The organism is Dechloromonas hankyongensis (assembly GCF_022012295.1).
GTDB classification, from domain to species: Bacteria; Pseudomonadota; Gammaproteobacteria; order Burkholderiales; family Rhodocyclaceae; genus Azonexus; species Azonexus hankyongensis.
Map to the genome: position 1 here is coordinate 86,972 of NZ_JAKLTN010000005.1, position 18,458 is coordinate 105,429.

Sequence of the window (18,458 nt, forward strand, 5' to 3'; positions counted from 1 at the left end):
GCCGCTATTTTAAACTCAAACTGGGGGATGGCCGCGCAACTCCCCCTTCTCCATCGGCGGCTTAACGATTGAGCTTACGCATGCGTTCCGAGGGGGTGATGATATCGGTCAGACGGATACCGAACTTGTCGTTCACCACCACAACCTCGCCCTGCGCAATCAACGTCCCGTTCACCAGTACATCCATCGGCTCGCCGGCCATGGCGTCTAGCTCGACGACCGAGCCATGAGCCAATTGCAGCAGGTTCTTGATAGTGATCTTGGTGCGACCGAGTTCAACGGTGATTTGGACAGGAATGTCGAGGATCATGTCGAGCTCGTTCATCATCCCGCCCGCCTCGGCGTTACCGCCGAATGAGGGGAAGATATCGGCGGGCTGTGCGGCCTGCGTCGTTCCCGAGTCGGTGATCGCCTGTTCCGCCATGGCGGCGGCCCAATCGTCCTCACTGATCTGGCCGTCATCTTCGGTTGCGGTGTTTTCGATATTTTCCATTTCGTCAGCCATTCTTTTCTCCCAACGCGGTGTCTAGTCCAATAGTCTCCGGGGGGGAGGCGATAAATTTTTCGACCTTCAGTGCATATTGACCATTGAGCTGGCCATAAGTGCATTCCATCAGCGGGACGTTGTCCGCCAAGGCATATATCTTTTCGGGGATGTGAAGCGGAATCACGTCCCCGGTCTTCAGCTTGAGAATCTGCCCTAGTGTGATCTTGCCCGAGCCCAGTTGAGCCACGATCTCGACCTCGGCGCCCTGCAATTGTTTGCGCAGGGTACCGATCCAGCGTTTGTCGGTAGAGAGCTGGTCGCTTTGCATCGTGCTGTACAGCAGGTCGCGAATTGGCTCCAGCATCGAATATGGGAAGCAGATGTGCATGTCTGCAGTGGCGCCGCCAAACTCGAGCGTGAAAGATGTCGAAACGACAATTTCCGAAGGCGTGGCGATATTGGCGAACTGCGAGTTCATCTCGGAGCGTATGTACTCGAACGTAATGTCGTACACCGGCTTCCACGACTTCGAATATTCGGTGAACACCACGTTGAGCAGGCCTTGGATGATGCGCTGTTCGGTCGGGGTGAAGTCACGCCCTTCGACACGGGTATGGAAGCGCCCGTCGCCGCCGAACATGTTATCGACCACGAGAAATACCAGGTTGGGGTCGAAGATGAACAGTGCAGTCCCGCGTAGGGGCTTGGCGATGACCAGGTTCAGGTTGGTCGGAACCACCAGGTTGCGAATGAACTCGCTATATTTTTGCACCCGAATCGGCCCCACCGAAATTTCGGCATTCCGGTGCATGTAGTTGAACAAGCCGATGCGCAAGTAGCGTGCAAAGCGCTCGTTGACCAACTCCAGCGTGGGCATGCGCCCACGGACGATCCTCTCCTGTGTGCCGAGATTGTACGAACGAACTCCGGCGCCGTCCCCCTCGTGCTCCTCGGGTTCGTCCGTCTCGCCGGTGACGCCCTTGAGTAGGGCGTCGACCTCGTCTTGGGAGAGAAAATCGCCGGCCATGACTCCTTACTGGATGATGAAGGAGGTAAACAGAACCGATTTGACCGGGCCTTCCGGCATAACCAGTTCGCCTTTCTTGTTCTTCTTGGGGGGTTCGAAAACCGAGTTGATCTCGTCCTTCAAGGCTTCGGCGAGATGTTCTTTCCCCTCCTTGGGGAGGAGTTCCGAGGCCTTTTTGGCAGAGAGCAGCAAGGTGATGTTGTTGCGGATCTTTGGCATCTGAGCCTTCAGGACAGGCTCGGACTGCGCATCTTCGATTTCCAGAGAGAGCGCAACCTGCAGGTATTGATCTCCTGTTTCCGGGACCAGGTTGACGGTGAACGGATCAAGATTGACGAACACCGGGAGGGCATGGGCGTCTTTCTTCTTGTCCTTCTTTTTCGTCTTGACCGTCTCTTCTGCTGCTTCCTCATCATCTTCAGTGTGGTCGCCTTTTTTCAGCAACATGAAGGCGGCACCACCGCCGCCCAGTACCACCACGAGTACGGCTGCAAGAATGATGATCAATAGTTTTTTACTCTTTTTGGGGGCTACTGCCCCTTCTTCTGCTGGCTTGGCATCCTTTGCCATGAAGGTTTTCTCCTCTTACTCCGTGTTCAATCAGGCAAACAGATCAACGAGTCCCCTGCCTCGTTGAGCCAGTACGCTTGGCGCACCGTCTGTCGGTCTTCCAATGTCCGGGAGTATAGCGGTTTCATCTGGTGCGCGGTTTCCGTTAGCTGACTGGAAGTGAGTATTGTCGTTATGGCGCGCCATGTTGGCGCCGACATCTGCCTGACCGAGATTGATGCCGGTTGTCGCCAGCATGTCACGGAGTTGAGAGAGCGAGCCTTCGATTGCCTGGCGGACTTCGGTGTGTGGCGAAGCAAAGATGGCGGTAGCCTGATCGCCGTTGATTTGCAGCGTGATCTGGACTGGGCCGAGTTGCGGCGGATTGATGTTGATTTGGGCGGATTGTTGGTCGTTTTTTGCCATCCAGACGACCTTGTTGCCGAAATCCTGTCCCCAGGAGGGAGATTGCAGGTGCGTCTGGATTTCAGCGGGCGCCGCTGCGGCGTGGCTTCGGTTTTCGGTGGAGGCCTTGGCGGTCGCAATTGCTGCCGATGCCTGGGCGGCAGTGTCGGCGGCAATATTTGCCGTTGGCGTTTCACTTTGCTTGTCGCGTGCTGTGCTCAGCGCATTTTTGAACGCATCGGAAGATTGCTGCATTAAATCTGTTGCCCTCAATCCGGGGACTTCTTCGTTGGTGCCGCGTGCTTCGCTGGTCACTGCGCCAAGCAGAGTGGCGGTATCCTGAGGCTTGGCGGCCTCGTTTCGGGCAATGTTCGTGTCCAGGCGTACGGGTTGGTTGGGTAGCACCGGTGGCGTAACAGGGGGAACTGCCATCAACAGGGCAAGCGTCTGATCTGCATTTTCGCTGCCAAGCAGCTTCTCTTCGGCCTTTTCGCTATCGTGTGGCGTTGTTGCCGTGCCGCTTGCCGGCACATTGCTCGTCACGGTACGGCCGAGTTGGCTGCCGAGCAGGGCTGCAAAACCACCGGGCAATCCTTCGGGAACCCCGGTGCTGCTGGCGGTCGCTGAATTGGCGCTGGCCGTTGCGGTGGCTGCTGCCGGGGATGAAACAACCGTGATGCCCATATTGGAACCCTTGTCAGACTTAATTCTTGTCTGGAACAAGCAATAGGCATGCCCACAGGGCGTCAGGTGTCTTGCGGTTCCTTGCCGCTATATTTGTGTGTCGAGAACTCGTCTTGCAGCTTTTGTTCCTGCTTGCCTTCGCGGTAGCGCTGCCGGATATCGTGGCGTTGGGACAGGGTGTCGAGCGCTTTTAACTGCTTGTTCTGTGTTTTCCAGGCCTCTTGGCCTGCCCGGGTGTTGTTCTCCGAGCTTTGGACTGCTTGCCGTTGTGCTGAAATGGCGTCGTCGATACGCGCGAGAAACTCCTGATAGTTGCGCAATACCATGCGGGTGACGCCTTGCGACGTAGCATCGTTCATTCTGGCGGCATATTCTGCGCGATACTGCTCGAGCATCTGGAGGCGGCTTTTTTCGTTCTGCTCCGCGGCAAGCAGCTGGCCCAGCTTGCGCGTTGCCTCGTCAGTCCTCTCCTGCATGATGTTAAGCAAGGGTTGAAGTGAAAAAGGCTGGGTCATGGCTTATCAGAAGAGGCTGCCGAGAGCTTCGAGGCTGTCTGCGAACATCGATTGTTCGGTCAGTTGCTGTTGCAGAAATCCCTCCATGCGCGGATAAAGGCTGATTGCCTGGTCGAGCACAGGGTCCGATCCCGGCGCGTAGGCGCCGACGGAAATCAGATCTCGCGAGCGCTGGTAGCGGGCAAATAGCACTTTGAAGCGACGGATCTGTTCGAGATGGGGCGGGGTGATCAGGTTGACCATGGCACGGCTGATCGACTGCTCGATATCGATGGCTGGATAGTGGCCAGCATCGGCTAAAGTGCGGGAAAGGACAATGTGTCCATCAAGGATGGCGCGCGCGGCGTCGGCAATCGGATCCTGTTGATCGTCCCCTTCGGCCAGTACGGTATAGAAAGCTGTGATCGAGCCGCCGCCCTCCGAGCCATTACCAGCGCGCTCAACCAATTGTGGCAGGCGTGCGAAGACTGAAGGTGGGTAGCCGCGCGTTGCCGGGGGCTCTCCGATCGCCAGGGCGATTTCCCGTTGGGCCATCGCATAGCGGGTCAGGGAATCCATGATGAGCAGGACCTGCTTGCCCTGGTCGCGGAAGGATTCGGCAATGGTCGTTGCGTAGGCGGCGCCCTGCAGGCGCATCAATGGCCCGGTATCGGCGGGGGCGGCAACGACGACGGCACGGCGCATTCCCTCGTCGCCGAGGATTTGCTCGATGAATTCCTTTACTTCGCGGCCCCGCTCACCGATCAGTCCGACAACGATGACTTCCGCCTCAGTGTAGCGGGCCATCATTCCGAGCAGAACAGACTTGCCGACGCCGGAGCCGGCGAAGAGCCCCATGCGTTGCCCGCGTCCGACTGTGAGCAGCGAATTGATGGCACGGATGCCGACATCGAGTGGCTGGTGAATGGCTGCACGCGACATCGGGTTGACCGGGCGTGCCTGCAGCGAACGGGAGTGAGCGGTATTGATCGGCCCCTTGCTGTCAAGGGGGCGTCCAACGCCATCGACGACGCGGCCGAGCAGTTCGTCCCCAACGGGAACTTGTTTGGCACGGTCAATGGCACGACGGCGGAATGGCGGCGGGCCATCGACCTGCGGTGGCGGAGTCGGGGACTCGAAGGCGACTACTTTGGAGCCGGGGGCAAGTCCATAGACGTCATCCGACGGCATCAGGTAGAGCTTTTCGCCAGCAAAGCCCACCACCTCTGCTTCGACCGGTGCGCCGGTCATGGGGTAGATCTTGCACGAACTACCCAGGGGGAGTTTCAGACCCGCCGCTTCCATGACCAAGCCGTTGATGCGCGTCAGGCGACCAATGGGCCACTGCGGTTGGGCGTTGCTGGCCGCCAGGCGGCAGTTATCGAGGAAATTCTGCCAGCGGCCAGTATGGTCGAGCAACGGGTTTGTCATGGTGCTTGCCAATCGGGGGCAGAGCCGCCGATTGATTCCAGAACGCGCTTCCAGCGCGTTTCCAGGGTGGCATCGACTTCACTGCTCCCGGCGCGAACCAGGCAGCCACCACGGCTGATATCGTTATCTTCAATCAGTTGGGTGCCGCTTTGAGCAAAGGATTCGCCCATGTGCTCGCGGACTGCCGCAGCGTCCTGCGGATTAAGACGGACGACGATATGGGCGTGATGCAGCGGCAGGGCTGCGATCGCCTCGCGAATGATCGGTAGCAACAGGTCACTCTTCATCGTAATGGTGCCGCCTACGACTTGCTTGGCAATTTCGGTGGCAACCTCCAGCAGGTGGTCGGCAATGGTCTGGTCCAGCTCGCCAAGGGCATGCTTCAGGTTGGCGGTGAGTGCGAGCAGATCCTTGCAAGTCTGTTCAGTCGATTCCCGACCTGCTATTTCACCTGCCTGGCGCCCTTCGTCGTAGCCGTCCTGGTAGCCGGTCGTGCGGGCTTCATTGTAAATGTTTTCAATTTCCTCCGCGGTAGGCGCGGCGATGTCTCCGCTCGACTCGGAGGGGGCTGCGGCAACAGGTTCTTTTGCAGGAGGTTCGACTTCCGGTGAGGGAGGGGGGCTGGTTGGGGTGTCAAACGAGTTGATCTGCCAGCGCTTGAAACTGGATGTTTCTTCTTTGGGGATGATGCCGGACATGGTCGTGGGTGTTTTTCAGGGTCAGAGCATCTGCTCGCCGCCGGCACCGCCGAGAACGATCTGTCCCTCGTCTGCGAGGCGGCGGACAATCTTGAGGATTTCCTTTTGCTCGGCCTCGACTTCGGAGACCCGAACGGGGCCTTTCGATTCCAGATCTTCGCGGAGCATTTCGGCGGCGCGCTGGGACATGTTCTTGAAGATTTTCTCGCGAAGGTCTGGCGAGGCACCCTTGAGAGCGAGGATCAGCGAGTCGGACTGCACCTCGCGGAGGATCAATTGAATCGATCGATCGTCGATATCCAGAAGATTTTCGAACACGAACATTTCGTCGAGAATCTTCTGCGCCAGGTCAGGGTCGTATTCGCGGATGGCGTCGACAACCGAGGTTTCATTCGCGGTGCCGATGAAATTGAGAATCTCGGCCACCGTTCGCACGCCGCCCATGGCGGTACGCTTGACGCTGGCGGAACCGGACAGGATGCGCATCATCGCATCATTCAGTTCGGTTAGCGCGGCAGGCTGGATGCCCTCCAGCGTTGCGATACGCAGGATGACATCGTTACGTAGCCGCTCAGTGAAGAAATTGAGGATTTCGCTGGCGTGATCGTGCTCCAGGTGAACCAGGATGGTTGCGATGATCTGCGGGTGTTCGTTTTTGATCAGATCGGCAACGGTTGGCGCATCCATCCATTTCAAGCCTTCGATACCTGCTGTTTCGCCTCCCTGGAGAATTCGGGAAATCAGGTTCGAGGCCTTGTCGTCGCCCAGGGCCTTGGTCAACACCGAGCGGACATAGTTGTCCGTGTCGACGTGTACGGCTGCACTCTCCTCGGCGGTCTTGTGGAATTCCTCAAGTACCGCTTCAACCTTCGTGCGTGGCACCGATTTGAGCTGCGCCATGGCGTGGCCGATTTTTTGCACTTCGCGTGGACCAAGGTGCTTGAGTACCTCGGCGGCGTGATCTTCGCCAAGGGCGATGAGCAGCGTGGCAACTTTTTCCAGGCCTTCGTCAGGATTAGCCATTGGCGCCCATCCAGTCCTTGATGATGTTGGCGACCGCCTTCGGATCGGACTGCGCTATATCCCGAGCTTTCTGAACCATCGCCGCGTAATGATTGATCTGAACGTTGTCTTCGCCTTCCTCGCCGGCGATGGCTACGTGTCCGGCTGCGCCAGCCACACCTTCCGGTGTTTCCGTACGGTCGGCTTCCGATGGGAACATGACCTTGAGGGAGGGCTGGATGATCTTCAGGTAGAGGAAGGCAATGATTCCGGCCAGCAGCAGGTACTTGAAAAGTTCCTTGGCGTAGGAAATGTTCTCCGGATCCTTCCAGATCGGCAGTTCGCCAGACGCCTTTTCGCTCGCCGTGAAGGGGGCGTTGGCTATCGACAGGGTGTCGCCACGCTCCTTGCTGTAGCCCATCGCCTCGCGAACGAGGTCATTGATCTGCTTCATTTCAGCATCGGGCAGCGCTTTGGCCAACGGCTTGCCGTCTTTGCCTAATTCCTTGCGATGATTGACTACAACGGCCGCGGATAAGCGGCGGATGTTGCCCATGGCCTGCTTGGTGTGGCGGATGGTTTTATCCACCTCGTAATTGATGGTCGCATTCTTGCTGGTGTTGATCGGCTGTCCAGCAGCGTTGAGCGGGGCGGTAACCCCCGCAGCCTCAAGGCGGCCTGCTGCCTCTCCTGGCTTGCCCGGCTGGGCAGGTGTCGTGCCGGTCGCCGGTTGAGTCAGGGGGGCCGTCGCGGGGACCGGAGGTTGATTGGTCAGCGCGCCAGGCACACCGCCTGCCGCCTGGTTGATGCTGGCGGTTTCGTTGTTCTGCTGACTGCGGATACTGGTGCTTTCCGGCGTGTTGTTGGGGCGGAAGCTTTCGGCGGTTTGCTCTGTCTGCGAGAAATCGATGTCGGCCGCGACCTGAACTTTGAAATTTTCGTCGCCCAGGACAGGCTTGAGGATCTCCTCGATGCGCTTGATGATGCTGTCTTCGACATCGCGTACGTACTTGATTTGCGCAGGATCAAGCCCCGCTTCAGTCAGCTTGCTCTTCAGTTGGGAAAGCAGGGAGCCGTTCTGGTCGATAACCGTAACGTTGCTGATGGGCAGGTTGGGAACGCTCGACGAGATCAGGTGGCCGATGCCGGCAATCTGTCCGGCGTCGAGCGTGCGGCCGGGGTAGAGATTGAGGAGTACCGAAGCGGTCGGCTTTTGCTCCTCGCGAACAAAAACCGAGGGCTTCGGAATTGCCAGGTGAACGCGGGCTGCCTGAATTGATCCGATCGAGAGGATGGTCCGCGCCAGTTCGCCTTCCAGGCCGCGTTGGTAGTTTACCTGCTCGGCAAACTGACTGATGCCGAACTTCTGGTTTTCCATCAGTTCGAAGCCGACCATGCCGCCACGCGGCAAGCCTTGCGAGGCCAGTTTTAGGCGTACTTCGTGAACACGTTCGCTGGATACGAGAAGCGAACCGCTTTCATTGAATTTGTGCGGGATATTCTGCTGTTCGAGGATGGCGACTATGGCACCGCCGTCTTTCTCGCTGAGATTCGAGAAAAGGACTTTCCAGTCGGGTTGCCGGCTCCACATCAGCGTACCGATAACAACCGCAACGATGGCGGCCAAGGCGACCATGAGCATGATCTTCTGCTGATTGGCCAAGCGGTTGAATGCCTCGCGCAAGCGCTCCACGGGATTCTGGTCCGGTGCGGTATTAGCCGTCGTTTCAGTTGTCGCTACCATCAAAGCCCGGGTGAAATTCCATGAAACAGAAGGAGAATCAATTAAGAAGCCAAACTTTCCTAGAAATATTCTACTATTACCGGCGCTGAATCGCGCTGAATTGAACTTATCTTTTTCGATGCCTGTTTCCCAAGATCCTGCCGCAGAGTACCTTGCCCCGACGGACGCCGACGCCAAGGCGGCGGAATTGCAGCGGGCGTTCGCCATGTTCAATCAGGTGTCGGCAGAGTTGACCCAGGCGTACGAGGCTCTGCAAACAAGGGTGACCTCGCTGACCAACGAGTTGGCCATTGCCAACGGCGAGTTGCGGCGCCAGTACCAGGAAAAGGAGGCGCTCTCGGAGCGCTTATCGTCCTTGTTGGACGCCCTCCCCGCCGGCGTGGTGCTGCTCGATGCTGCAGCGGTCGTGGTGGCGGTGAATCCTGCTGCCATGGCGATGTTCGGCGCCGATATGGCCGGTCGTCACTGGGGCGATATCGTGCGCGCCTCGCTTGAGCCTACGTTGACGGTTGGAGAGTGGTCATTGGGAAATCGGCGCCTATCGATTGCGGAGAGCATGTTGCCGTCGGCTGGCGGCAAGATCTTGCTGGTGCACGATGTAACGACCGCGCATCAGATGAAGTCGGAACTTGAGCGCAGTCAGCGTCTCGCCGCCATGGGCGAAATGGCCGCTTCGCTGGCCCATCAATTGCGTACGCCATTGGCGGCAGCCTTGCTTTACACATCAAATCTCGGTCAGCCGGGGGTTGCCGATGAGGCGCGGGCCAAGTTTTCGGAAAAGGCGACTGGGCAGTTGCGGCGCCTTGAGCGCCTCATTCAGGATGTACTGTTGTTTGCGCGGGGTGAGAGTATCGGGCGCGACCGGATGGCGGCAAGCGAACTGTTGGCCGAGGCTGCGCAGACTGTCGAGCCGTTGATGCGGGAGCATGCGCTTGGTTTCGAGGTTGATGATGCATGTGATTCGGCGGTACTGATAGGGAGCCGGAAGGCGCTGTTCGGTGCGTTGGTGAATTTGCTGGAGAATGCCATGCAGGCTACGCCGGCAGGCGGCAAAATTTACCTGTCCGGCCGGCGCCAGGGCGATCTCCTGAGTTTTGCCGTGCGCGATAGCGGGCCAGGGGTGCCGGCTGCCATGCAGGCGCGTATTTTCGAACCGTTTTTTACGACCAAGGGGCAGGGGACGGGGTTGGGGCTGGCCATTGCGGTGGGGGTTGCCCGGGCACATGGCGGCGCAATCGAATTATTGTCGGAACCAGAACGCGGAGCGGAGTTTGTGATGACGCTCCCTCTCGGGCAGGCAGATAACGAAGTGGATGATTGATGGCTGAACATAGTTTGCCAATTTTGGTGGTTGAAGACGATCCCAGCCTGCGCGAGGCCATAGGCGATACCCTGGAACTGGCCGGGCGCCCTTACGTGGCAGTCGGTGGCGGCGAGGAAGCGTTGGCCGTGCTGGGGACGCAGGCGTTCTCCATCGTGCTCAGCGATGTCCGGATGATGCCGATGGACGGTATTACCCTCCTCAAGGAAATTCGCAGTCGCCTGCCGAATTTGCCGGTAGTCCTGATGACCGCTTATGCCGAGGTCGAAAAGGCCGTGGACGCCATGCGTTCCGGTGCCTGCGACTTCCTGCTCAAACCGTTCGAGCCGCAGGCGCTGCTGGCGCATATCAACAAATATGAACTGCCGGAGAGTGGCGAGTCGGCCGGGGTGATTGCCTCCGATCCAGCCAGTCGCGACATGTTTGCAATGGCGCAACGCGTTGCGCAGACGGATGCAACGGTCCTTCTGACGGGAGAGTCAGGAGTGGGCAAAGAGGTTGTGGCGCGTTTCATTCACCGGAATTCGGCACGCCGCGATGGACCTTTCGTTGCCATCAACTGTGCTGCAATTCCCGACAGCCTGCTGGAAGCGACGCTCTTCGGCTACGAGAAAGGCGCGTTCACCGGCGCGCAGCAGGCGCAGGCCGGCAAGTTTGAACAGGCACAGGATGGCACCCTGTTGCTCGACGAAGTGACGGAAATGCCGATGGCGCTGCAGGCCAAGTTGCTCCGCGTGCTGCAGGAGCGTGAGGTGGAGCGGGTCGGGGGTAAGAAACCAGTGCCGCTGAATATCCGCATCGTGGCGACCTCGAACCGTGATATGGCCGAGGCGGTCGCGAAGGGGGTATTCCGGGAGGATTTGTACTATCGGCTGAATGTTTTTCCGGTTGCAATACCCGCCCTGCGGCAACGGCGGAGCGATGTCGTCGCCATCGCCCGCCACTTTGTTGTCGAACACGGCGGCCGTTTTGGGCGGGCCGGTGTGACGCTTTCCCCCGAGGCGGAGGCAATTCTTGCCGCTTACGATTGGCCGGGGAACGTTCGCGAACTCGAGAATGTCATACAACGGGCATTGATTCTTTCGACTGGCAGGGTGATCAACCCGGAACATTTGAATTTGCCGATCAGTCAGAGCGCTACGACGTTCGAAGCTGTTGCCGCCGAGGCGTCTCGGGAAAGCGTGGCGGTAGTCGCGGAAACTGGGAAAAAGGTCGATAATATGAAGGACTTGGAGCGTGAACACATCCTCCGTACCCTCGCCGAAGTGGGCGGTTCGCGCAAGCAGACCATCGAGCGTCTGGGGATATCGGAGCGTACGTTGCGCTACAAGCTGCAGCAATATCGAGATGAAGGGTATTTGAAGGACTGATTTGGCCTGAAATTTGCTAGATAAGTCTTGAGGTTTTAGGAGCTGATTATGGATACCCAGGGAATCGAACAAATGTTGAGCGTGCTGCGCACTACGGCGGCACAGGCGACCGGCAAGGCGGCTGAAAGCACGCCTGCGGCCGGCTCGCCGGATTTTGCGACGGTTCTGAAAGGCTCCATTGACCGAGTCAACGAAACGCAACAGCAGGCCGACCAGATGTCCGAAAAACTGGCGGCCGGTGATACCTCCCAGAATCTGCACGAAGTCATGATCGCCTTGCAGACCGCTTCGGTGTCGTTTCAGGAGATGGTGCAGGTGCGCAATAAGCTGGTGTCGGCCTATCAGGATGTCATGAACATGCAGGTCTGACCTGCGGGTTAGGCTTCGATCAGCCCACTGTCCATCGCCTTGCGTTCTCGTTCGACGCGCGCGATGTAATGTTCAATCTGGCCCAGTCGGGCGCCAGACAAATTGATGAATTCGCAGCCTACCCGCAGGCTGTGCTCCCCGTTTCGTTCCGATAGTTCGATAGCTTTGCGTACCCTCAGGTTGACGAGAATGACACTGTTGCCCAGCAGTTCAAGTCGGCAATTCTGAAACAGGGTGTCACGTTCGAAATAGTGGGCCATGTCGACCGTGGCGGTCAGACAGACTCCTCCGCCACTGATATCGGAAAGCGGGAGTTCGAACGTCCGGAAAGCACCGCTCCCCTCGGTGTGAGTTGCCAGCTTGCAGAAAATCGGAGCGGATAATGGGGGTTCGAGGCGAAAGAATTCCCGCCGCTGAAGGCGCAGCAGCGCCTCTGGCAACGGCGCGGCAAGAAGGGGCTGCCCTTGGTATTGCTGCTTTTCCAGTGGGGCGAGACGGATCTGGATCTTGATGCGGTCAAGATTGGTGACCAGTGTGATTGTTCGGGCGGCGAGAACGGGAATTTTGTTCTCTTCATGCTGGGCGGGGTCCAGCATAATTTTTCGGTCAGCGACGTCGATTGCCAGGAGGGAAGTCAGGAAAAACCGTTCGCCAGTGTCGAGGTAGGCGGTGATGATACTGTGTCGCTTGACGAGAAGCCCAAGGTAAAACTCGACTTCCCGCGCATCGGTCAGGAGGCACTGGCCATACTCATCGAGATGATCGATTTCAAAGCGAGGAAGCGCTTCGTCGGGTGCCACGGACATATGCGGGCCGGGTGATGGAAAGGTGCAATCTTAACCGTTTGCCGGTGATTCCGGTTCAAATCGGTGCTTCCGCCTCGCTGTCGCCATGCTCTATCCGATATAGCCATGCCAGCAATTCGGCAACCGCCATATACAGTTGCGGCGGGATGCTCTGGTCGATGTCAACCTGGGTCAGCAAAGCGACCAGTTCCGGGGATTCATGGACGTAAACACCGTGCTCCCTGGCTCGGGTGATGATTTGCTCGGCGATCAGCCCTTTGCCACGCGCCACGACACGGGGAGCCGCGTCGGTCTGGCTGTAGGCGAGCGCGATGGCTTCGCGTGTCGGGTCAGCTTTCGGCGCTGTCATGCTTGATGCTGAACTGGACGAGTTTGAGACCCGCGGCTTCGAACTGTTCCTGCAAGCGGATGCTAGCCGCACCGAGGCGGGTTTCGCCTTCTCGGCTGGAGGCAGTTAACGCAATGTCTACCTGGCCTCCAGGTTGTAGTCGAAGCGTCGCATCGATACCGCCAAGACTAGGTAGCTGGAGTTTCAGGCGAGTACGCCATTGGTCCCTTTCGCCATCACCTGAGTTGCGCTGGGCTTGATCGTCGATTTCCCAGCGCATCTCCTGGCCCGGCCATGCTTGCCCTTGCCATGCAAAGGTCTGGGTGGCCAGTGCATCCAACTGCTGCTGAACCAGTGGGGTCAGGTCGGCTGGAATGCCGCTGATTTGTGGGGGACTGGTCGGCAAACGAGTTGCCGCAGCGGACGATTCGCTGGTACTGCCGGCTGCGGCGGCGTTCATGGAGGCAGTTGCAGGCTCGGAAGCGTTTCCGATGGTATTCGCCACAAATCGAGCGGTCTCGACGATTACTGGCGAATGCTTCCCCTGCGGCTCCTGTAGCAGTCGTTCCGTGGGAAGTTCTCCGGCCGCCCAACGTGCTTGATGTGCTTCGTAGAAAACCCCACTTTTGCTCAGGGCGTCACGGAGAATTGGCGCCAGATCGGCGGCATTAGCGGGGAATTTGTCGACCAGCGGTGCGTTGCCGTTGAGGGGGGCGGGGGAGGCTTTTTTCCCTTGTTCGCCAATTTCACCCAGCAGATCGCCAATCAGGCGGCCAGTCTGGCTCAGGGTCGTGGCGACCGAATCGGTGCTTGTCGCGGAACTTTGGCTCGATGATTGATTGCCAACAACGGCGAGGGCTAGCTTGCCATCATTGTCCACAACTTCGAGTTCAAGGCTGTCTCCGGCCTTGGCAGAGAACGGTAGGGCGAGGGTTATTTCCCGTTGCGCGACCAAGGCACGGTAGGCGCCGTTAGGCAGTAGCGCCATGATCTCGGCCATGACGCGTTGGCCGGGAACCAGTTCGGAAAGGACATCCGTCAGGTTCTTGCTGGGCGATATCGCCTGCGGGGCCGTCGGCTGTTCTTGAACGGCCAGCCTTAGGCGACTGGCGACGTCGGCAGGGATCATGGTGCCCTGTTATTTCCTTAGCGGATGAGCATCGAATGATGCCAGAAAGGGGCTAACGTCGTTTTGCCAATCGGCGATTTCAGCTTTTATGCGCAGCTGATTTGCCAGAATGTCTTTGATCAGCCCCGAAATCATTGCTTGTTGCTCGGCAGAGAGACGTAAGGGCGGGATGGTTTGGATTCTGGCAACCAGCGTATCTACTTGCGATTGCTGGTCGGGGAGTTCGGTAAAGCGTTGGCAAACGGCATTTGTTGCCATCGCAGCGTGCAGTTTTTGCAGTTCTTGATAAAGCCCGATGAGTGACACGGAGGGCGTCATGGCTGTGCGCTGGTGATGATTTTGGCTGCTTCGCCCCAAGCCGAGCTGATTTCTTTCAGCAACATGGATACTTCATCCAGAATTGCCGGTTGGTTTTTGATGTTCGCCGTAATCAGTCTCCGCGCCATGTAGTCGTACAGCGCAGACAGATTTTGAGCGATCTCTCCGCCAGCCTCGAGGTCCAGGCTCGCTTTCAAGCCGAGATTGATGATGTCGATGGCCTTGGATATCGATTGGCCCTTTTCAGCCAGGTTTTGGCTCTCCATGTGCACGCGGGCGAGTGCGACAGCCTGCTCGGCGCCCTGAAACAGCAGGGCTACCAACTGGTGCGGGCTGGCGCTTTCGATGTTGGCGTCGTACTCGACCTTCTGGTACGAAGAGATGGGGTTGGATGCACTGTGGAACATATTGGAGCCTTAAGCCAGCTTGGCGAGCTGTTGGGAGAGGTAACTGCTGGTGGCGTTCATTTGAGAAACCGTCGTATCCAGCGCGACGAATTGGTCGCGGTAGCGTTTTTCGAAAGCCGCCAGTCTGAGATTCATCTGGTCGATGCGAGTCCCTGTCAGCTTGTAAGAGGAATTCAAGCCGTTGACCCGGTTCGTGAGCGTACCAGACGTGCTGGTCAAATCCGCGGCCGCTGCCGCCGTCGCAGTCGCGTAACCAGACAGCACACTTTTGACGCTGGTGAAATCGGTGCTGATTGCCTTTTGCAGCTTCGTGCTGTCGACTGCGAGCGTACCATCCTTGTTCAAGGTAATACCCAGGCTGGCCAGGTTGTTATAGGTTCCGGTGACTGTAGCCGGTGTCTGTTGAACGGTACGAGTGATTGCGCTGAGGATCGAGCGTGTTGCGGATTCCCCATTGAGAACCTGCCCCGTTTTGGTGGTGCTGTCGTAGCTGCTGGCCGACCGGGTAGAGGTCTGGAAATCGTTGAACGCATTGATATAGCTGGTAACCAGCTTGGTGATGCCTTCGATGTCCCGATCGACGGTCAGGGTGGTATCGCCGGCCTTTGACAGATTGACCGTGACCCCTGAAATAGCGGTAGTGAGGGTGTTGCTGGCCGAATTGATACTGATGCCGTTGATGGTTAGCGACGCATTGGCGGCTGGTTGGGCCTCGGTCAGATTGGTTGCAGCACCGGTGACATAGGCCAGCTTGGAAAGGCCGGTGGTGTCCCGGTTGGCCGGGTCGCTGGTGGCCGAAGTGAAGTCCGGAGTTCCTGTTTCACTGACGGCCACCGAAATGGCGTTAGTCGTGCCGGTATTCTTGCTGGTCAGCGCGAGCCGGGCGCCGTTAACGTCTTGAATCACGGTGGCTTGAACCCCCGTGTTGCTGGCTGAAGCGTTGATCGCGTCACGGATGCCGTTGAGCGAATTGTTGCTGTTGTCGATCGTCACGTCGAAGGAGGCAGTACCCACCGTTACGCGCATGGTGCCGGTGCCGATGGCCGCTGTCGGGTCGGCAAAGGCAGTCGAATTCAAGGTATGTGCCTTGGCGAGCGAGTTCACATGCAAGGCATAGGTGCCCGCTGCAGAGCCTACCCCCGTGGTTGCGGACGCCACGGATGTGTCAGTGCTCGAAGCCTTGTAGCTTTCCAGGCTGAGAGGGGATTTCAGGGCATTGGCCGCAGTTTGGAGCGTCGATAGCTTGCTGCTGATGCTGCCGTAGGCCGAAATCTTCGTTTTATAGGACGATTGCTGGGTTTGCAGCAAGGTGATCGGTTGCTTTTCTGCCGCAACCAGATTTGTCAGCAGCGACTGAAGATCAAGGCCGCTGCCTACGCCCAGGCTAGATACACTAGATTGAGTTGCCATCATGATCTCCTCGTTGAGTCAAACCATAGTTTACCGCATCAGGCTTTGTCCCGGATCAGCAATCCTTGCAGCCGGTCGAGAACCTTGGCAATTTGAACAGCTTCTGCCGACGGGAATTGTCGAATCAATTGCTTGGTTTCCCTGTCGATAATCTTGACCACGGTGAGATCGGTATCCTTATCGACGGTGAACTGTATCTGGTCGTTTGCACCACCGATAAATTTGTTCAGCCTTTCAACGGCGTCCTTCAACGAATCCGAGGTCGGCTGCTCTTTCTGCGAATCGGATTTTTGCGATGCGGTGTCCGGATTGGCTTTGCTAACTCCCGCCGGTATGTTTTGCTGGGGAGGAGTGCCGCGCGACTCTCCAACAACAGTCTTCCCGTTTGTGCTCGGTGGTGATTGCTGGGAGAGGATGCTGCTTTCGATCGATTGAATAGCCATGATTCACTCCATGGTAATTTGCCACAGGCACCCTCTCGGGGCCTGTGGCAAGGGAGGGCTACAGCGAGCTGGCTAGAACTTAGCCGCGCAGCAGGCTCAGCACGTTTTGCGGCAGGCTGTTGGCCTGGGCCAGCATGGCCGAACCAGCTTGTTGCAGGATCTGCGAACGGGTCAGGTTGGCGGTTTCAACGGCGAAGTCGGTGTCCATGATGCGGCTGCGGGCTGCGGTCTGGTTTTCGGAGGCGACTTGCAACTGGGAAATCACGGATTCGAAACGGTTCTGGAAGGCACCGTACTTTGCGCGGACACCAGCGGAGATTTGCAGACCGGAGTCCAGGTACTTCAGTGCGGAAACAGCCAGCGTTCCAGAGCTGACATCGAGAGTCGCCGTATCGGCGATTTCCATGATGGCAGTCCAGTTGGTGTCGATCTTGCCGGAAACGGTAATCACGTTTGCGCCGGAGGCTTCGGCGCCCACCTGGAAGCTGGCGGTACCAACGAAGGTATTGTTGGCGTTGGTGCCGGTGTCGAGCAGGGCGAGGCCGTTGAAGGTGGTGCCGGAAACGATACGGACGATTTCCTTTTGCAGCTGAGTGAATTCCAGGCCGATGTTTTCACGGTCGTTGGAGTTCAGCGTACCGTTGGCGGCCTGCACGCTCAGTTCGCGCATCCGGGTCATGTTGTCGGCAATCTTGCCGACGGCAGATTCTGCCGTTTGATAGAGCGAGATACCGTCGCTGGCGTTGCGCTGGGCGACAGCCATGCCGCGAACCAGGGAGTCCATGCGGGTGGCAACGGCCAAACCGGCGGCGTCGTCCTTGGCGCTGTTGATACGCATGCCGGAGGACAGGCGTTCAAGGGAGGAGCGCAGCGAGTTCTGCGATTGATACAGGTGGCGTTGAGTGTTGATGGACGCCAGGTTGGTGTTGATTACTTGTGCCATGATTTTCTCCTGTGAGAAATGTTGATTTCAATTCGAGGGCGGGGCTTGGTAATCCGTTTTGTCCTCGCTTGAATACTATTTCGGCACACCCGGAGAAAACTTTAGGCTTTTTTGATGATTTCGTTTTTTTGGTGATCTAAGGGGTTCCAGAAAAGCAGTTGGCCGTATGTCAAACCACGACGGTCTGACATACGGCCACGCCCGGAGAGTACTAGTTGGCCGTTTAGCCGCGTAGCAGACTCAGCACGTTCTGCGGCAGATTGTTGGCTTGTGCCAGCATGGCCGTGCCGGCCTGCTGGAGAATCTGGCCGCGCGTCAGGGCGGCGGTTTCCGTTGCGAAGTCGGTATCCATGATCCGGCTGCGGGCCGATGTCTGGTTTTCCGAGGCGACTTGCAATTGCGAGATGATGGTTTCAAAGCGGTTTTGCAGCGCACCGTATTTCGCACGCGTTCCGGCGGTGATTTGCAGGCCGGAGTCCAGGAACTTGAGGGAGGACGCGGCTACGGTTGCGGAGCCGATGTCCAGGACGGCGGTGTCCGCGATATCGAGAATGCCGGTCCAGTTCACATCGACCTTGCCCGATACCGTGATGACATTGGCGCCGGAAGCTTCCGCACCGATCTGGAAAGTCGTGGTGCCGACGAAGGTATTAAGGGCGCCGGCGCTATCGAGGAGGGCCAGGCCATTGAAGGTGGTTCCACTAACGATACGGGTTACTTCTTTTTGGAGCTGGGTGAATTCCAGGGCAATGTTTTCGCGGTCGTTCGAATTGAGCGTGCCGTTTGCCGCTTGAATCGACAGTTCTCGCATGCGCGACATGGCGTCGGCAATTTTGCCGACGGCAGATTCTGCCGTCTGGTACATGGAAATGCCGTCGCTGGCATTGCGCTGGGCAACGGCCATGCCGCGAACGAGGGAGTCCATGCGGGTGGCGACGGCCAAACCGGCGGCATCGTCCTTGGAGCTATTGACGCGTTTGCCTGACGACAGGCGCTCAATGGCCGTACGCAGGTCAGTCAGGGAGGCGTTCAGGTGCCTCTGTGTATTGATTGAAGCAAGGTTGGTGTTAATGATTTGTGCCATGACAATTCT

At 58.0% G+C, this 18,458-nt stretch carries 21 protein-coding genes; 3 read left to right on the forward strand and 18 right to left on the reverse strand.

The window, feature by feature from the left end; translation table 11 throughout:
• Window positions 1-61 precede the first annotated feature (61 nt).
• The 9 genes from fliN to fliF all read right to left on the reverse strand — a co-directional run bounded on the left by fliN (window position 62) and on the right by fliF (window position 8,728).
• Window positions 62-505: a flagellar motor switch protein FliN gene (gene fliN, locus LZ012_RS17775; protein ID WP_476728689.1), complete on the reverse strand. Its 444-nt coding sequence runs from the start codon at window positions 503-505 to the stop codon at window positions 62-64.
• Window positions 498-1,514 carry a flagellar motor switch protein FliM gene (gene fliM, locus LZ012_RS17780; RefSeq protein ID WP_275712247.1) on the reverse strand — a complete coding sequence of 339 codons (1,017 nt, stop codon included), beginning with the start codon at window positions 1,512-1,514 and terminating at the stop codon, window positions 498-500. The genes fliN and fliM overlap by 8 nt, the downstream gene beginning before the upstream one ends.
• A gap of 6 nt (window positions 1,515-1,520) precedes the next feature.
• Complete coding sequence (locus LZ012_RS17785) at window positions 1,521-2,084, reverse strand: flagellar basal body-associated FliL family protein (RefSeq protein ID WP_275712249.1); 564 nt, start codon at window positions 2,082-2,084, stop codon at window positions 1,521-1,523.
• A 30-nt stretch (window positions 2,085-2,114) separates the two neighbouring features.
• Entirely contained in the window at window positions 2,115-3,152 is a 1,038-nt protein-coding gene (locus LZ012_RS17790) for a flagellar hook-length control protein FliK (protein WP_275712250.1), read from the reverse strand.
• Window positions 3,153-3,214: 62 nt separating this feature from the next.
• Window positions 3,215-3,667 (reverse strand): flagellar export protein FliJ, encoded by a 453-nt coding sequence (gene fliJ / locus LZ012_RS17795; RefSeq protein ID WP_275712251.1) that lies wholly within the window; start codon window positions 3,665-3,667, stop codon window positions 3,215-3,217.
• 6 nt (window positions 3,668-3,673) lie between these two features.
• On the reverse strand, window positions 3,674-5,077 hold the full coding sequence (gene fliI, locus LZ012_RS17800) for a flagellar protein export ATPase FliI (RefSeq protein ID WP_275712252.1): 1,404 nt from the start codon (window positions 5,075-5,077) through the stop codon (window positions 3,674-3,676).
• Entirely contained in the window at window positions 5,074-5,775 is a 702-nt protein-coding gene (locus LZ012_RS17805) for a flagellar assembly protein FliH (protein ID WP_275712253.1), read from the reverse strand. Before LZ012_RS17805 ends, fliI begins: the two co-directional genes overlap by 4 nt.
• A 21-nt stretch (window positions 5,776-5,796) precedes the next feature.
• Window positions 5,797-6,798: a flagellar motor switch protein FliG gene (gene fliG, locus LZ012_RS17810; protein WP_275712254.1), complete on the reverse strand. Its 1,002-nt coding sequence runs from the start codon at window positions 6,796-6,798 to the stop codon at window positions 5,797-5,799.
• Entirely contained in the window at window positions 6,791-8,728 is a 1,938-nt protein-coding gene (gene fliF / locus LZ012_RS17815; protein WP_275712255.1) for a flagellar basal-body MS-ring/collar protein FliF, read from the reverse strand. The genes fliG and fliF overlap by 8 nt, the downstream gene beginning before the upstream one ends.
• Here fliF and LZ012_RS17820 point away from each other — a divergent pair.
• The 3 genes from LZ012_RS17820 to fliE are packed head-to-tail and all read left to right on the forward strand — an operon-like array spanning window position 8,727 to window position 11,581.
• Window positions 8,727-9,842 (forward strand): sensor histidine kinase, encoded by a 1,116-nt coding sequence (locus LZ012_RS17820; protein WP_275712256.1) that lies wholly within the window; start codon window positions 8,727-8,729, stop codon window positions 9,840-9,842. The genes fliF and LZ012_RS17820 overlap by 2 nt on opposite strands.
• On the forward strand, window positions 9,842-11,212 hold the full coding sequence (locus LZ012_RS17825) for a sigma-54-dependent transcriptional regulator (protein WP_275712257.1): 1,371 nt from the start codon (window positions 9,842-9,844) through the stop codon (window positions 11,210-11,212). The genes LZ012_RS17820 and LZ012_RS17825 overlap by 1 nt, the downstream gene beginning before the upstream one ends.
• A 48-nt stretch (window positions 11,213-11,260) precedes the next feature.
• Window positions 11,261-11,581 (forward strand): flagellar hook-basal body complex protein FliE, encoded by a 321-nt coding sequence (gene fliE, locus LZ012_RS17830; protein WP_275712258.1) that lies wholly within the window; start codon window positions 11,261-11,263, stop codon window positions 11,579-11,581.
• Between the two features lie 8 nt (window positions 11,582-11,589).
• Here fliE and LZ012_RS17835 read toward each other — a convergent pair whose 3' ends face one another.
• The 9 genes from LZ012_RS17835 to LZ012_RS17875 all read right to left on the reverse strand — a co-directional run bounded on the left by LZ012_RS17835 (window position 11,590) and on the right by LZ012_RS17875 (window position 18,449).
• Window positions 11,590-12,381, reverse strand: coding sequence for a flagellar brake protein (locus LZ012_RS17835; protein WP_275712259.1), 792 nt, complete (start codon window positions 12,379-12,381; stop codon window positions 11,590-11,592).
• Between the two features lie 61 nt (window positions 12,382-12,442).
• A complete protein-coding gene (locus LZ012_RS17840) occupies window positions 12,443-12,736 on the reverse strand; it encodes an EscU/YscU/HrcU family type III secretion system export apparatus switch protein (RefSeq protein WP_275712260.1) in 294 nt (97 codons plus the stop codon).
• A complete protein-coding gene (gene fliK, locus LZ012_RS17845; RefSeq protein WP_275712261.1) occupies window positions 12,717-13,844 on the reverse strand; it encodes a flagellar hook-length control protein FliK in 1,128 nt (375 codons plus the stop codon). The genes LZ012_RS17840 and fliK overlap by 20 nt, the downstream gene beginning before the upstream one ends.
• A gap of 9 nt (window positions 13,845-13,853) precedes the next feature.
• A complete protein-coding gene (gene fliT / locus LZ012_RS17850) occupies window positions 13,854-14,162 on the reverse strand; it encodes a flagellar protein FliT (protein ID WP_275712263.1) in 309 nt (102 codons plus the stop codon).
• Window positions 14,159-14,569, reverse strand: a complete 411-nt coding sequence (fliS, locus tag LZ012_RS17855) for a flagellar export chaperone FliS (protein ID WP_275712265.1) — start codon at window positions 14,567-14,569, stop codon at window positions 14,159-14,161. The genes fliT and fliS overlap by 4 nt, the downstream gene beginning before the upstream one ends.
• Before the next feature lie 9 nt (window positions 14,570-14,578).
• A complete protein-coding gene (fliD, locus tag LZ012_RS17860; protein ID WP_275712266.1) occupies window positions 14,579-15,979 on the reverse strand; it encodes a flagellar filament capping protein FliD in 1,401 nt (466 codons plus the stop codon).
• 38 nt (window positions 15,980-16,017) lie between these two features.
• Window positions 16,018-16,422, reverse strand: coding sequence for a flagellar protein FlaG (locus tag LZ012_RS17865; RefSeq protein ID WP_275712268.1), 405 nt, complete (start codon window positions 16,420-16,422; stop codon window positions 16,018-16,020).
• A 79-nt stretch (window positions 16,423-16,501) separates the two neighbouring features.
• On the reverse strand, window positions 16,502-17,365 hold the full coding sequence (locus tag LZ012_RS17870) for a flagellin N-terminal helical domain-containing protein (protein ID WP_275712269.1): 864 nt from the start codon (window positions 17,363-17,365) through the stop codon (window positions 16,502-16,504).
• Window positions 17,366-17,588: 223 nt separating this feature from the next.
• Window positions 17,589-18,449 (reverse strand): flagellin N-terminal helical domain-containing protein, encoded by an 861-nt coding sequence (locus LZ012_RS17875; RefSeq protein ID WP_275712270.1) that lies wholly within the window; start codon window positions 18,447-18,449, stop codon window positions 17,589-17,591.
• Window positions 18,450-18,458: the final 9 nt, after the last annotated feature.